At 58.6% G+C, this 13,663-nt stretch carries 14 protein-coding genes and 3 tRNA genes; 9 read left to right on the top strand and 8 right to left on the bottom strand.

Annotated features, from left to right (window positions below; genetic code table 11):
* The first annotated feature begins 22 nt into the window (after positions 1 to 22).
* A tRNA-Arg gene (locus NF676_RS20325) sits at positions 23 to 99 on the top strand.
* Between the two features lie 72 nt (positions 100 to 171).
* A tRNA-Arg gene (locus NF676_RS20320) sits at positions 172 to 248 on the top strand.
* Positions 249 to 267: 19 nt separating this feature from the next.
* On the opposite strand, the gene NF676_RS20315 is transcribed toward NF676_RS20320, so the two are convergent.
* Complete coding sequence (locus tag NF676_RS20315) at positions 268 to 780, bottom strand: cell envelope protein SmpA (protein WP_252876753.1); 513 nt, start codon at positions 778 to 780, stop codon at positions 268 to 270.
* A gap of 321 nt (positions 781 to 1,101) precedes the next feature.
* Between NF676_RS20315 and mgtE the strand changes: the two genes are divergently transcribed.
* A complete protein-coding gene (gene mgtE / locus NF676_RS20310) occupies positions 1,102 to 2,544 on the top strand; it encodes a magnesium transporter (RefSeq protein WP_016773597.1) in 1,443 nt (480 codons plus the stop codon).
* A gap of 256 nt (positions 2,545 to 2,800) precedes the next feature.
* Here the strand turns inward: mgtE and NF676_RS20305 are convergent, their stop codons facing one another.
* The gene (locus NF676_RS20305) at positions 2,801 to 3,127 is read right to left on the bottom strand and encodes an Arc family DNA-binding protein (protein ID WP_003178899.1); all 327 of its coding nucleotides are present in this window, start codon (positions 3,125 to 3,127) and stop codon (positions 2,801 to 2,803) included.
* A gap of 388 nt (positions 3,128 to 3,515) precedes the next feature.
* Here NF676_RS20305 and phnN point away from each other — a divergent pair, with 388 nt between their 5' ends.
* On the top strand, positions 3,516 to 4,085 hold the full coding sequence (phnN, locus tag NF676_RS20300; RefSeq protein ID WP_056788074.1) for a phosphonate metabolism protein/1,5-bisphosphokinase (PRPP-forming) PhnN: 570 nt from the start codon (positions 3,516 to 3,518) through the stop codon (positions 4,083 to 4,085).
* On the opposite strand, the gene NF676_RS20295 is transcribed toward phnN, so the two are convergent.
* Together NF676_RS20295 and NF676_RS20290 are read right to left on the bottom strand one after the other, a co-directional pair.
* Complete coding sequence (locus tag NF676_RS20295; RefSeq protein ID WP_016773599.1) at positions 4,060 to 4,239, bottom strand: PA3371 family protein; 180 nt, start codon at positions 4,237 to 4,239, stop codon at positions 4,060 to 4,062. The genes phnN and NF676_RS20295 overlap by 26 nt on opposite strands.
* A gap of 20 nt (positions 4,240 to 4,259) precedes the next feature.
* Entirely contained in the window at positions 4,260 to 4,493 is a 234-nt protein-coding gene (locus tag NF676_RS20290; RefSeq protein WP_056788077.1) for a hypothetical protein, read from the bottom strand.
* A 298-nt stretch (positions 4,494 to 4,791) separates the two neighbouring features.
* On the opposite strand from NF676_RS20290, the gene NF676_RS20285 reads away from it, so the two are divergent.
* Positions 4,792 to 4,868 (top strand) — tRNA-Arg (locus NF676_RS20285).
* Between the two features lie 150 nt (positions 4,869 to 5,018).
* Here NF676_RS20285 and NF676_RS20280 read toward each other — a convergent pair.
* The gene (locus NF676_RS20280; protein WP_252886667.1) at positions 5,019 to 6,371 is read right to left on the bottom strand and encodes a lysozyme inhibitor LprI family protein; all 1,353 of its coding nucleotides are present in this window, start codon (positions 6,369 to 6,371) and stop codon (positions 5,019 to 5,021) included.
* Between the two features lie 217 nt (positions 6,372 to 6,588).
* On the opposite strand from NF676_RS20280, the gene NF676_RS20275 reads away from it, so the two are divergent.
* From NF676_RS20275 to NF676_RS20260, 4 genes are all read left to right on the top strand, one after another.
* Positions 6,589 to 8,193: a tetratricopeptide repeat-containing response regulator gene (locus NF676_RS20275; RefSeq protein ID WP_042607193.1), complete on the top strand. Its 1,605-nt coding sequence runs from the start codon at positions 6,589 to 6,591 to the stop codon at positions 8,191 to 8,193.
* A complete protein-coding gene (locus NF676_RS20270) occupies positions 8,190 to 8,882 on the top strand; it encodes a sensor histidine kinase (RefSeq protein ID WP_252886666.1) in 693 nt (230 codons plus the stop codon). The genes NF676_RS20275 and NF676_RS20270 overlap by 4 nt, the downstream gene beginning before the upstream one ends.
* A 307-nt stretch (positions 8,883 to 9,189) precedes the next feature.
* Entirely contained in the window at positions 9,190 to 10,431 is a 1,242-nt protein-coding gene (locus NF676_RS20265) for a glutamine synthetase family protein (protein WP_191637002.1), read from the top strand.
* A gap of 69 nt (positions 10,432 to 10,500) precedes the next feature.
* Positions 10,501 to 11,883, top strand: coding sequence for an MFS transporter (locus tag NF676_RS20260; protein ID WP_071173273.1), 1,383 nt, complete (start codon positions 10,501 to 10,503; stop codon positions 11,881 to 11,883).
* Positions 11,884 to 11,956: 73 nt separating this feature from the next.
* On the opposite strand, the gene NF676_RS20255 is transcribed toward NF676_RS20260, so the two are convergent.
* The 3 genes from NF676_RS20255 to flgM all read right to left on the bottom strand — a co-directional run bounded on the left by NF676_RS20255 (position 11,957) and on the right by flgM (position 13,635).
* On the bottom strand, positions 11,957 to 12,703 hold the full coding sequence (locus tag NF676_RS20255; RefSeq protein WP_041479276.1) for a flagellar brake protein: 747 nt from the start codon (positions 12,701 to 12,703) through the stop codon (positions 11,957 to 11,959).
* Positions 12,704 to 12,792: 89 nt separating this feature from the next.
* Entirely contained in the window at positions 12,793 to 13,260 is a 468-nt protein-coding gene (locus tag NF676_RS20250; protein ID WP_095181572.1) for a flagella synthesis protein FlgN, read from the bottom strand.
* 48 nt (positions 13,261 to 13,308) lie between these two features.
* The gene (gene flgM, locus NF676_RS20245; protein WP_016773609.1) at positions 13,309 to 13,635 is read right to left on the bottom strand and encodes a flagellar biosynthesis anti-sigma factor FlgM; all 327 of its coding nucleotides are present in this window, start codon (positions 13,633 to 13,635) and stop codon (positions 13,309 to 13,311) included.
* Between the last annotated feature and the right edge of the window lie 28 nt (positions 13,636 to 13,663).

The following is a 13,663-nucleotide window of genomic DNA, read 5'->3' as shown; positions in this document are numbered from 1 at the left end:
CCTATAATGCGCGGCAACAAATGCACTCGTAGCTCAGCTGGATAGAGTACTCGGCTACGAACCGAGCGGTCACAGGTTCGAATCCTGTCGAGTGCACCATTTAAGAGTTATTTGCTGTAAGGTGAGTAACTCGGCTTCAGCCAGTTGTGGTCTGGTTTAAAAACACAAAATGCACTCGTAGCTCAGCTGGATAGAGTACTCGGCTACGAACCGAGCGGTCACAGGTTCGAATCCTGTCGAGTGCACCATATACCAAGAAGCCCGCGTTTAACGCGGGCTTTTTGCTGTCCGGGATTTGGCTTTTCCCTTCACGCAGCCTCTTTCATCAAAATCAATTTGAGCACTGCGGCCTCGCTTGAGGTCGTAACGATAGCTCGTGGTCGATGTGCGGGTGTTGATCTTGTCGGGCTTGCCCAGTGCGCTTTCGACGTCCCGCTGACTCATGCCGGCAATCACTCGACGGTTGATGATCGCTTCGCGCCGCTGTCTGTTGTCGATCAGGTTTCCACATTTATGTTCAGTGCCGCCGACGATGCCCGGTTCGCGTCCGCTGTCTTTCATGCCGGTCACAGCTTCGTGATTGAACTCCGGCATGATTGCGACCCAGCCGGGTGAATACGGGTGGACCTCCTGAGTTGAGAGTTGCTCGCCAGTTGCGCAGCTCATCGACGTAAACGTGACGCTGCCGTCAGCAGCCTGGCAGCGATGAAGTGTGGTGGCGTGGGCAGGCGTGATGTGGAGCAGGGCGGTCAGTAGAAAAAGCGCTGGTTTTGCTGGCATTCGATGTCCTCCATGACGATCTAAGCTCAAGGGTAGTCGCTGCTTTTTGCATTGCCGGTGTGTTTTCTTTTCAAGATGAGTCGTCGCATTTGCACGGGTCAGGCAGGCGCTCAGGTTTGTTTCGCAAGCGCTTGTTTCAGCCGTGATTTTTTCAACGTTTTAAACCGTCAGGCGTGTATCATTGCGCCCGTCAGCCCCGCCGGGGCTTATGGAAAACCTCCATGGACTTACCCAGTAGTTGTTCAGTAAACCGTTTCACCAATCATGAATTGACTGATTGATCCTTCCGGCGTGCCCCGCTGCTGGGAGTGGAGTTCGCCTATGTCCGAAATCGAAGTAAAAAAAACACAGGAAAGCCTGCAGGACCGCCTGGCTCAGGTCGTCGAGTTGCTGCAGCGCCAGCGTGTCGTTGAAGACCTGACTCATCGCCAGGAAGGTCCGCACCACGACCGCGTGGAAAACCTGGTTCACCGGCAAAACCTCGTCGAGCTGCAACGCAAGCTCGATGATCTGCACTCCGCCGACGTCGCCTACATTCTCGAAGCCTTGCCGCTGGACGATCGCCTGACGCTCTGGCAACTGGTCAAGGCCGACCGCGACGGCGACATTCTTCTCGAAGTATCCGATTCCGTCCGTGAAACGCTGATCGCCGACATGGACGATCACGAGCTCCTGGCTGCCGCCAAGGACATGGACGCCGACGAACTCGCTGACCTGGCCTCCGAGCTGCCGCGAGACGTTGTCCATGAGCTGATGGAGAGTCTGGATAACCAGCAGCGCGAACGCGTGCGCTCGGCGCTGTCCTATGACGAGGATCAGGTCGGTGCGCTGATGGACTTCGAGATGGTGACGATCCGTGAGGACGTCAGCCTTGAAGTGGTTCTGCGCTATCTGCGTCGCCTCAAAGAGCTGCCCGGTCATACCGATAAATTGTTCGTGGTCGATTACGACGGCGTGCTCAAGGGCGTGCTGCCTATCAAACGTCTGCTGGTCAACGATCCGGAGAAGCAGGTCGCGGAAGTGATGGCCAGCGATCCGGTGAGCTTCCATCCGGACGAAGATGCCTACGACGCTGCTCAGGCGTTCGAGCGTTACGACTTGATCTCCGCGCCGGTGGTCGACAAGAACGGCAAGCTGATCGGGCGTCTGACCATCGATGAAATGGTCGACCTGATCCGTGAGGAAAGCGAAAGCGAAGTCCTCAACATGGCCGGTCTGCGCGAAGAGGAAGATATCTTCGCCTCCGTGTGGAAATCCCTGCGTAACCGTTGGGCGTGGCTGGCGGTGAACCTGATCACTGCATTTGTGGCATCGCGGGTGATCGGTCTGTTCGAAGGTTCGATCGAGAAATTGGTGGCACTGGCGGCGCTCATGCCGATCGTGGCGGGTATCGGTGGCAACTCCGGTAACCAGACCATCACCATGATCGTGCGCGCCATGGCGCTGGATCAGGTCAGCACCGGCAACACTTCGCGCTTGATGCGCAAAGAGCTGGCGGTCGGTTTGATCAATGGTCTGGTCTGGGGCGGGGTGATCGGTGTGGTCGCGTACATGCTCTACGGCAGTTGGTCACTCGGCGTGGTAATGACGGCGGCGATGACACTCAACCTGTTGCTGGCGGCGTTGATGGGGGTGTTGATTCCGATGACGCTGGCGAAGATGGGCCGCGATCCGGCGATGGGTGCCAGTGTGATGATCACCGCAATGACCGACAGCGGTGGCTTCTTCATCTTCCTCGGGTTGGCGACAATCTTCCTGCTCTGACCTTGTGCAATGAAAAGCCCGTCAAATCGACGGGCTTTTTTGTGCCTGCCAAACAAATACGGGCGCAAGTACAAGTAACGGTGGCGAGGGGATTTATCCCCGCTGGACTGCGCAGCAGTCCCATTGTTTTTGGGGCTGCCATGCAGCCCAGCGGGGATAAATCCCCTCGCCACACTCCATTGCCAAGCGGCCATCTGTCATATCGCGGGCAAAAAAAAGCCAGCAATCATGCTGGCTTCAATATGTTCGGTATAACTCAGGACGCGTCTGCGGCCATTTCAGCGTCGTGGGCGATCAGCGACACCAGGGCGTTCTGCTGACGGTGCGACAGCTGACGGAAGCGCTGCAACAGCTCGCGCTCGTGCAGCGACAGCTCCGGGCTGTCCAGGCGCATGCTCAGCTCTTCGCCCAGTGCGCCTTCCTGAATAAGACTCTGCTCAAGGCGCGCAATGATTTCGGAGTTCATGCTGCGATGATGATTGCGAGCCACCTCGGCAATGCGTTCACGCATTCCGTCTGGCAGACGTACGACAAACTTGTCAGCCGTACGGCTGGAATAAATTGCCTGTTTCAATGGGCGCATATATTTAACCGGTTAGTTCAGGGGAGCGGTTCTCGGGATTGGCCGCAGGATGTGTGGTAGGACAAGCATCCGGACCAATTGGTTCAACCTGAATTGTTAAGAGGCCGGCATCATGCCTCAAAATTGCCAGATCATTGGCGTCAATTCTGTGACAAATATTGAGCCGGGTAAAGGCGTAATGCCAGCACCAGTTGTCAGAAATGCGGACTGGTTGGAAAACTTTCCATCCTTCCGTATCGCTGCCCGCTTTCGCATGCACATCTGTTGATGTCCGAAGACCTTAGAACGTGCATGCTATGCGGCTCGCTATTCTTGATCCCTATGTGTACAGGATAGTGGCAATTTGCCGATTTACTAGAGGCAGGACCCGTCGGAGGGCGTTTTCGGGATGGATGGCAAGCTTTTTTACCTGATGGGGCCGTCCGGTTCGGGCAAGGACAGCCTGATCGAAGCAGCGCGTGAGCCACTGCGTGAGTTGAACTGTGAAGTGATGCGCCGGGTGATTACCCGATCGGCGGAGTCAGTCGGCGAAGATGCAATCGGCGTGACGCCTGAAGAGTTCGACCGGCGACAGCACGCTGGCGCTTTTTCCTTAGCCTGGCAAGCCAACGGCCTCTCTTACGGCATTCCAAGGGAAATGGATGAATGGTTGCAAGCGGGCCGGCACGTATTGGTTAACGGGTCGAGAGCGAACCTGCGTCAAGCAATGGAGAAATATCCAACGCTGGTGCCGGTTCTGCTGACAGTCAACGATGAGGTCCTGCGTAAGCGCCTGCTCAAGCGTGGCCGGGAAACCCCTGAGCAAATCGACGCAAGACTCGCGCGCAACGCACTGTTCAAAGACCGCAGATCCAGCGACAGCCCCGTTCATCAGATCGAAAATTCTGTTGATCTTGCTGAAGCTGTCTCTGCATTACTTGAGCTGATCCGGCTCAACGCAGAACCGGATCAAACTTGATCTTGCGCCCTGCAATCAGCGCCAGCACAAACAGCACCGCAAACACGCCACAGCCAACCAGAGGCAAGGTGACTTCCGTCTCCTCGAACAGCGCCAGATGGGTAACGCCACTCAGTAAAGCGAGGATCAGAAATCCCGTCGCTGATTTGGACATGTTGTACTCCTGAAGATATTTCAAAAAACCAGACGTTCGGTGGTCGGCGCCGAGGCTAGCTCAGGCTCGCTGACCATTTGCGTAGAGGCATCGCTCCGATCACTCAGCACCGCCCACTGCGGCGCTTTCTGCACCTGCAAGTAATGCGGCATGCGCTGCGCCACTGGCTGCTCGATGTCCGCCTTGGGAAAAAAATGCGATCCGAGCAAGAAGGCCAATGCCGCTGCGTTTGCAAGCAAGAGGGTGCTGTTCATGGCACGACGCTCCAAATTGTTCTTTTTGATAGAACAGCCATAGCAGTCGCCGTGCCAACAGTGTAACGGCTGATAAGTCCTTTAAAAACAAGGGTTTGGTAAGGTTTTTCGGGCGGCACTGATTGCAAACTGCAATGACCGCTTTTTCGCGTAGTGCAAATTGCCCGGTAAAAGTTCCCACAATCTTGCACGGCGCCTGCCTACACTTAAAAAGCCCTACGGACGACATGACAAAACAGGGGCCGGCCGTTAACATGCACGCCGTCTGTCGCCCCGCGTACAGCGCGCTTCAATCAGTGTCTCAGTAGCTCAATTGGATAGAGCATCCCCCTCCTAAGGGGAAGGTTGCAGGTTCGAACCCCGCCTGGGACACCACTTCTTGAAAACGAAAAGCCCCGTCGCATTTATCCATTGCGACGGGGCTTTTTGGTTTGGTCGACGAACAGGCGTTCTGCACTGTTACAAACTCCGGGGTTCCACCTCTGCGGTTGCAGCGGATCATCCTGCGCCGGTGCTGACTGACGATCAGTCGCCGTTCAGTTCGACTTTGCCGAGAGTGCTGCTGACGTCTGTGACATGCCTACGGCCGTGGACTTCGTAAGTAGTCCCGCTCGCCTCGACGCCCGGCTTGCGCACGGCCAGTTGAGCGAATAACCCCGTCTTTTCGCTGTAACTTCCGAACCAGTCAATCAGCGCCCCGATGTAGCATTCGCCGCCGATCATTACCGGCAAATCGGCGATCTTTTCGATGGTGTAGTGCCCTGGACCGTAGCTGTAGTAATCGTCGTCTCCGGCACCCGTGGGAGGAATTGGGCAAAGGGGCGCGTCAGGGTTTGAGTCCGATGCGATTTTCATTGCCTGAGTGATGGCTTGGTTGAGTGCCTCGTGCAGATCCGCGTCAAGCTCGTAGGTGCTGGTGCCATCCTCTTTATGTTGAGTCGTGGGCACCTGCAGGGCGTAACTGTAACGCACGGACACCTTCGGCACCTGACGATTGACCTTCAGCGGATTGAGCAGATAAAGGTTGTCGACACCGTAGGCGCCGTTTCGGTAGGCGGCATAGATTCTGTCGTGAAGCTTGATCCAGCTGATTGCCTGATTGGCGCCACGGTCGTTGGTGTAGAACAGCGAGCTTTCCGGCTCGACCGATCTTTTGACGAACCGCTCGCCCGTGCGGCGCCAGGTTTCCACGTAGGTGAACAAGCCGGTGCCGCCTGCGTATGTGTCGACGATAAGGTCGCGCTGGCCATCATTGTCCAGATCCAGCAGTGCGTAGGAAGACCGTCCGGTCTCGGCGGCGCCGTCGATGCTTGAGGCGTTCAATGCTTTCCATTCGTCCTCGCTCACGCCTTTGGGACGCGACTTGGGGAAGCTGGTTTGCTCGCCGTAGCTGTCGACTGGATCGCCCGCGAACGATGTCTGCGAAGACTCGAAAGCCCGTGCGGCCAAGGCATGTTCCAGCGCAAATTCCGGGTGGCTTTTGCTCTCGGCACGAATGCTTTCCTGCAGATCGTTCATCGCCTGAAGATCCACGGCGTCCGGCTGCCACATTGCGGCTTGCGTCCATTGTGCCTGCAACGCTTGCAGGCGCTGGCGGTAGCTGCCATCCAGGCAAGCGACATCGTCTGCGCAGGTGTTGCGGGTTTTCAGCCAGGCGCGCTGGGTGCGCTTGAGCTCAGGTTGCGTCGCTGTGGCAGTTGTCAGCAGTTGGCGATACAGCGTGCCCATCTGCGCGTCTAGCTCATACAGCGATTTATTCGCGCAAATCATGTTTTCCACGTCGTTCGACGCTTTTTTGCAATCCATCGCCGCCGCTGTCGCTTGCTGGATAAAGACAAGCAAACACGCTGACAGGATGTAGCGTCCCTTGATGTACACGATTCAGTCCTTATGCAAATCCTTGAGCAGGCGCGCAGAGTAATACTCCAGGCAACATTCTTGAAGCACCACCCTCAGGCCCGGGCATTTTTGGCCGATAACCCGAACGGTGAGTTCAGACTCCAGCGAAATCGCTTGATGGCGCATGGCCTCCGGCTATCATCTGCGCGCCTGAAATCGCCTCGGTTCGTTTTCTTCAATTGCCTGGAAATCCTTGATGTCGTCGTATCACCAAAAAAGCTTTCTGATCGTCGATGATTTTTCCGATTTCCGCAGTTCCGTGCGTTCGATGTTGCGTGAGCTCGGCGTCAAGGATGTCGATACTGCCGACACTGGCGAGCAGGCGCTGAAGATGTGTTCGCAGAAGTCCTACGATTTCATTCTTCAGGACTTCCACCTCGGCGACGGCAAGAAGAACGGCCAGCAGGTGCTCGAAGACCTGATGTCGGAAAAGCTCATCAGCCACGAAGCCGTTTTCGTCATGGTCACCGCCGAGACCAGTCAGGCGATGGTGCTCAGCGCGCTGGAGCACGAGCCGGATGCGTACCTGACCAAGCCGTTCAACCGTTCCGGGCTGGCCCAGCGCCTTGAGCGTCTGGAACAACGCAAGACTTTGCTCAAACCGATTCTGCAGGCCCTTGATCGCGGTAAGCCGGTCGAGGTGCTCAATGCCTGTATCGCCCTGTGCAAGCAGGACATCCGCTATTCGCCGCTGTGCCTGCGTTACCGCGCCGATGCGCTGCGCGACATGAATCAGAACGAAGCGCTGGAGCGACTCTACGACGGCATCATTGCCGACCGTCCGTTGCCGTGGGCCTTCGCCGGATTGGGCAAGTTGCTGTTCAAACGCGGGCAGGTAACGCAGGCCAAAGAGGTCTATGAAAAGGCCTTGAAAGTCTTTCCGATGATGCCGGCGCTGTATGACGGCATGGCTGATGTGCTGGTGGCCGAAGGCGACAGCAAAGGCGCGCAGCGAGTGCTGGAAGAAGCGATCCGTCTGTCGCCGCTGGCGGTGCGCCGTCAGGCTCTGCTTGGCAAACTGGCGATGGCCAACGAAGATTTCGAAACCGCCTCGCGGGCTTATCGTCAGGCCGTGGCGCAGGGCGCGCAGTCGCGTTTCAAGGACCCGGAAAGCAATCTCGGCCTGGCGCACGCGCTGATCAGCAAGGGTAGCGATCGCGGGCTCGACACGCGTACGCGACTGGAGATCAACACCACCCTCAGCGCTGTGGCCAAAGAAAACCCGAGCGACCCCGGTCTGCAGATTCGCGCGCGTTTGATGAAAGCCACCAGCCTGTTGCTCAACGACGCCGAAACCGCCGACAAGCTCACCGAACAGGCGCTGATGCGCCTCGATGGCATGGAGCAATTCATGAGTCCCGAGGCGGCGTTGCTGGTGGCCAAGCAGTTGCAGATGCTCGGTCAGGCCGAGGCGGGCACTTCGATGCTCAAGAGTTGCGCGGAGATCTACGGTGATGACCCGGCGGTGATGAAAGACATCGCCAAGCTCACCGACGATCCGACGATTCTCAGTTCGAGCAACGCTGCGGCCGATCTCAACCGTCAGGGCGTGCGGGTGTACAAGACCGGCAATCTGGTCGAGGCCCGCGAAGTGTTCCGCAAGGCGCTCAAGCTGCAACCGAAAAACATCAGTATCGCGCTGAACCTGGCCCAGTCGCTGCTGCACGGCACCGACACCAGTGTGCCGTCGGCGGAGCTGGAAGAATGTCGGGCCTGCCTGAAACTGGTGGGCCTGATGCCCGACACCGACGCGCGGTTTGCGCGTTATCAGAAGCTGAAAAGCAAGGCGTTTGGCGAATGAACTCAATAGATCCGGCGCTGGATTTTTCCACGGTGATTGCCTCCACCGTTCACGACATGAAGAACTCTCTGGCCATGCTGATGCAGGCGCACAGCCAATGGCTGGCGCGTCTGCCGAAAGAGCTGCGCGACGGCTCGGAGCTGGGCGTGATCGACTTCGAGTTCGCCCACCTCAACGGCATGCTCGTGCAGTTGCTGGGGCTGTACAAACTTGGCGTGAATCAGTTGCCGCTGCAGCCGGCGTATCACGAACTCGACGATTTCATCGAGGCGCAACTGGCCGCGCATCAGGAAGTGTTTGCCAGTCGCGGCATCATCGCCACCTATGAAGTCGATCCGTTGAGCCCGCTGGGTTTCTTCGATCGCGAGCTGATCGCCTCGGTGCTCGGCAACTGCATCAACAATGCGATTCGCTACGCCCGCGAGTCGTTGCTGATTACTGTCAGCGACGAAGCCGGGCAACTGGTGTTGAGCATCAACGACGATGGCGACGGCTATCCGGCAGAGATGCTCGAGCGTCAGGCCGATTATGTGCAGGGCATCAATCACAGCAGCGGCAGCACCGGCCTCGGTCTGTATTTCGCCAATCGCATCGCGGCGCTGCATCAGCGCAACGGCGTGGAAGGGCGCACCGAAATCAGCAATGGCGGGCCGTTGGGCGGTGGGGTGTTCAGCCTCTACTTGCCCTGAGGTCTGGTGTTGGAGCTGCCGAAGGCTGCGATCTTTTGATTTTAAAAAGCAAGATCAAAAGATCGCAGCCTCGTTGCACTCGTCAGCTCCTACGGCTCCTGCACAAGATCGGGATTTTTGTGGGCGCTGCTTGATATTCCGAACAGCCGCAGCCTATTTTGTCCGGGTCGCCGTTCGCGGCTCGCACAACAACAAGGATTGCGTCATGACAACCGATGGCCAGGGTTCACTCGCGCAGCGATTGACCGGCATTGATGAGATTGAATGTGTCACCCCGGATCTGAACGGTGTGCCACGGGGCAAGGTGATGACCGCCGAGGGTTTCCTCGAAGGGCGGCGTTTGCAGTTGGCGCGGGGTGTGCTGCTGCAATGCATCATGGGCGGCTATCCGCCGGCGCGGTTCTACGGCAGCGATGACGGCGATCTGGCGCTGGTCGCCGATCCTGCGCAGATTCACCGTTTGCCCTGGAGCGACGAGCCGCGTGCCATGGCGATTTGCGACGCCGACGAACTGAGCGGGGGGAGCTCAAGTCTCTCGACCCGTGGCCAGCTCAAAGCGGTCATCGCCCGTTACGCCGCGCACGGTCTGGCGCCGGTGGTGGCGACCGAACTGGAATTTTTTGTCTTCGCACCGAACACCGATCCGACTCAGCCGTTCCGTCCGCCGGTGGGCCTCGACGGCCGTCGCGAGGATGGCCAGTCGGCGTTCAGCGTCAGTTCCAACAACGGCCTGCGGCCGTTCTTCAGCGAAGTATATAAATGCATGGCCGCCCTCGGCCTGCCGCGCGACACGTTCATGCATGAAATGGGCGTCAGCCAGTTCGAGATCAATCTGCTGCACGGCGATCCGCTGCTGCTGGCCGATCAGACGTTCCTGTTCAAGCATCTGCTCAAGGAGGTCGCGCTCAAGCATGGCCTGAGCGTGGTGTGCATGGCCAAACCGCTGGCGCACACGCCGGGCAGTTCGATGCATATTCACCAGAGCATCGTTGAGATCGGCAGCGGCAAGAATGTCTTCACTGACTCGAACGGCGAGCCGACGTCGATGTTCCGCCACTTCATCGGCGGGCAACAGGCAGGCCTCGCCGATTTCACCGCACTGTTTGCGCCCAACGTGAATTCCTATCAGCGCCTGTGTCATCCGTACGCGTCGCCGAACAATGCCTGCTGGTCCCATGACAATCGCGCCGCCGGCTTGCGTATTCCCGCCAGCTCGCCGGCCGCACGTCGGGTCGAAAACCGCTTGCCGGGCGCCGACGCCAATCCTTATCTGGCGATCGCCGCCAGTCTGGCCGCGGGTTTGCACGGCATCGAACAGGAGCTGGAGCCGAGCGCAGCGATCCAGGGCGAATTCGCCGTGCCGGATAATCTGGCCTTGCCGTGTACCTTGCACGCCGCGCTTGAGCGTCTGAAACGTAGCCAGTTGGCGAGGGAACTGTTCGGGTCGGAGTTCATCGAAGGCTACATCGCTTCGAAGACCATGGAGTTGACCAGCTTCTTTGATGAAATCACTCCCTGGGAGCGCCGTGTACTGGCCGCCCAGGCCTGACGTATCGCTGCTGCCGGGCTGTCGATCTGACCGCCCGGTATTTACTGCAAGGAGCCGCTCGGAACGCCGATGCGCCAAATCTGGAAATCCTTTCGAGCGCTGTATTTCGCCTCGCTGATGATGTTGATCGGCTCAGGCCTTCTTTCTACTTATCTGGCTTTGCGTCTGGCCGCCGACAATGTCGACGGGCTGTGGGTCGGTGCGCTGATGGCGGCCAACTATTTCGGTCTGGTGCTGGGCGGCAAGATCGGCCATCGCCTGATCGCCCGGGTCGGGCATATCCGTGCCTACTCGGCGTGTGCCGGGATCGTCGGCGCGGCGGTGCTCGGTCATGGTCTGGTGGACTGGCTGCCGGCGTGGCTGGTGCTGCGGACGATCGTCGGTCTGGGCATGATGTGTCAGTACATGGTCATCGAGAGCTGGCTCAACGAGCAGGCCGATGCCAATCAGCGTGGCCTGGTGTTCAGCGGTTACATGATCGCCTCTTATCTGGGCCTGGTGCTGGGCCAGCTGATTCTGGTCATGCATCCCGGCCTCGGGCTGGAACTGCTGATGCTGGTGGCGCTGTGCTTTGCCCTGTGCCTGGTGCCCGTGACGCTGACTCGACGGATTCACCCGGCGCCTCTGCACCCCGCGCCGATGGAGCCGCGCTTCTTTATCAAACGTGTGCCGCAATCGCTGAGCACGGTGCTCGGCGCCGGTTTGATCATCGGTTCGTTCTACGGTCTGGCGCCGCTGTACGCCTCGCAACAGGGGCTGACGACCGAGCAGGTCGGTCTGTTCATGGGTAGCTGCATTTTTGCCGGCTTGCTGGTGCAGTGGCCGTTGGGCTGGTTGTCCGACCGTTATGACCGCGCATTGCTGATTCGCTGCTTTGCCGGGTTTCTGGCGGTGGCGGCGTTGCCGTTGGCGATCATGCCGCAGGTGCCGCTGGAGGTGCTGTTCGTCGTCGGCTTCTTCTGTTCGCTGGTGCAATTCTGCCTGTATCCGCTGGCGGTGGCGTTTTCCAACGACCACGTCGAAGGCGATCGCCGGGTGTCGCTGACCGCCATGCTGCTGGTGACTTATGGTGTTGGTGCGAGCATCGGGCCGCTGCTGGCGGGTGTGCTGATGAAGTTTCTCGGCAGTCAGAGCCTGTATGCGTTCTTCAGTTTCTTCGCGTTGGTGCTGGTCTGGCGGATTCGTCCGAAAGCAGTGACCAACCTGCACCAGGTCGACGACGCACCGCTGCATCACGTGGCAATGCCGGACAGCATGTCGAGCTCGCCGCTGGTGGCGGCGCTTGACCCGCGTGTCGATGAGCAGGTGGTGCAGGAGCAGATGGTCCAGGACCCGGCGCCGGTCACTCCTGAGCCTGAGCCCGAAGCGCAGCCGGAAGCAGTCGTTGAAACCGAACTGGACAGCGGCAATGACGACAAGCCTGCGCCGGATATCAGTGGTGGCAGGCCCTGAGCCGAAGATAAACACCGGCGCATAAAAAAGGGCAGTCCCGCACAGGACTGCCCTTTTTATTGGTCGCTGCGACTCAGAGATCGTCTTTGTCGAAACGCCGTGCTTCACGCTGCAACTGGTAAACGAAACGCTCGACGTTGCGCGCAGCCTGGCCACTGATGTTGTGGAAGCGCAGACCGGCGAAGGTGATGTTGAGTTTTTCTTCGAAGTGCAGGTAGCGCAGCTCGACCGATGTTGGCTGATTGCCGAACAGCGGCGGGGCGATCAGGCGGTCGTAGACCTGGCCCAGTTGCAGGCGGTCAGTGATGTCGCCTTCGAAGCGGAATTTGCAGCCGGTGGCGGAGATGTCCAGCAGCTTGCCGTGCAGAGGAACCTTGAGCTTTTCGCCGCCCAGTTCAACGCTGACCAGGTCGGTGAGTTTCAACGCAGCGCGGAAGGCGTTGCGGCGCTGGTGGTAGACCACTTCGCTCGGCAGGTCGCCGGTGTAGAAACGGTCGCCGTCGGATTCTTCGATGTTCAGTGTGCCGTTGCATTCCCAGGCGATGCGCACGCCGTCATGAAAGCCTTCGACCTTGAACGGCTCGCCCGCTTGCAGGAAGCGCTCGCCATCGCGCGGGATCATTTCGTCCAGGGCGATCGTCGCGGTTTCGCGGTCGACCTTGATCAGGTAACTCTGAAAGCGCTGGCTGCGTTCATGGAAGGTGATGATCAGCGGATCGTGGCTGTCTTGCAGCTGGCGCAGGTTGCTGGAGATTTCCAGTGGCGTGGTGAGCACCTTCGGAGGCTGCGGAGCATCATCCGCGCTTAGGGTGTTGGACACGGTTCTTCAATCTCCAGACAAAATAAGACGACTGGCCAGTATTTTGCCAGCATGTTGCGCAGGTGGATAGTGCAGGGTCAGCGAATGGCTCATGCCTGGCTGAGCGTTCGCGGCTTGACCGGTTTGGCAAAGGTGCCGCTGGCGTCGTACAACGCTGGCGGCTCACCGCCGGTGAGGATCTTCAGCTGATTGGCCGTGGTCGCCTGCTGGATCTGGATCGACTGGCCATTCTTGACGTTGGCAGCCTGGCACTGGGCGATCAGCGCGGTCAGGGCGTCGCCCTGGGTCAGCAACTGTTCGCCAATGCTCGAGTGACTGGCCAGTTGCTCAAGACCTGTGCGATCGGTCGGCAGGTTGAGGCTGGCGAGGATTTCGCTGCGCTTGCGGCCATGCTGCTCGAGCAGAATGATCAACGCTTGCTTGGTCGCCAGAATTTCTTCCAGCAACGGCATGTCGCGACCATGCAAAGCGAGGGATTCGGTTTGCAATAACTCCAGCAATTGTTGCGCTGGAGCAAAGTCGTCGTTGATCAGTTGCAATAAGTTAGTGTCGTGCATGGCTGGCCTTGGGGTTTAAGCGTCCAAAAGCCTGGCGCCGGCAAAAGCCTAGCGCTGGGCTTCGAAGTTGAGCAGTTTGCTGGCTACACGGTTGCTGTCGACTTTATAGCTGCCATCGGCAATCGCGGCTTTCAACTCGGCCACACGGGCTTTGTCGACAGCAGGCTGATCGCGCAGCTTGTCAGTGACCTTCTGCAACTGTTGAGCCTCATTGCTGAGGTGTACCGACTCCCCGCTTTTGGCGACATTGGCCTGTTCGGCCTGGGTATTCAGCGGCGCGGAGGGGCTGTTTTCAGCGCTTTCCTTGGCGTTGCTGGTACGTGTGCTGCCGGTTAGTGACGAGGAACTGTTCAATCGGTTGAAATCGATAACCATGATAAAAAACCTCTGGGAATTTGGACGC

The sequence above is a fragment of the Pseudomonas siliginis genome (assembly GCF_024072275.1).
GTDB classification, from domain to species: domain Bacteria; phylum Pseudomonadota; class Gammaproteobacteria; order Pseudomonadales; family Pseudomonadaceae; genus Aquipseudomonas; species Aquipseudomonas siliginis.
The sequence above is the reverse complement of the archived record's forward strand: the minus strand, read 5'-3'. Positions and strand labels throughout refer to the sequence as shown.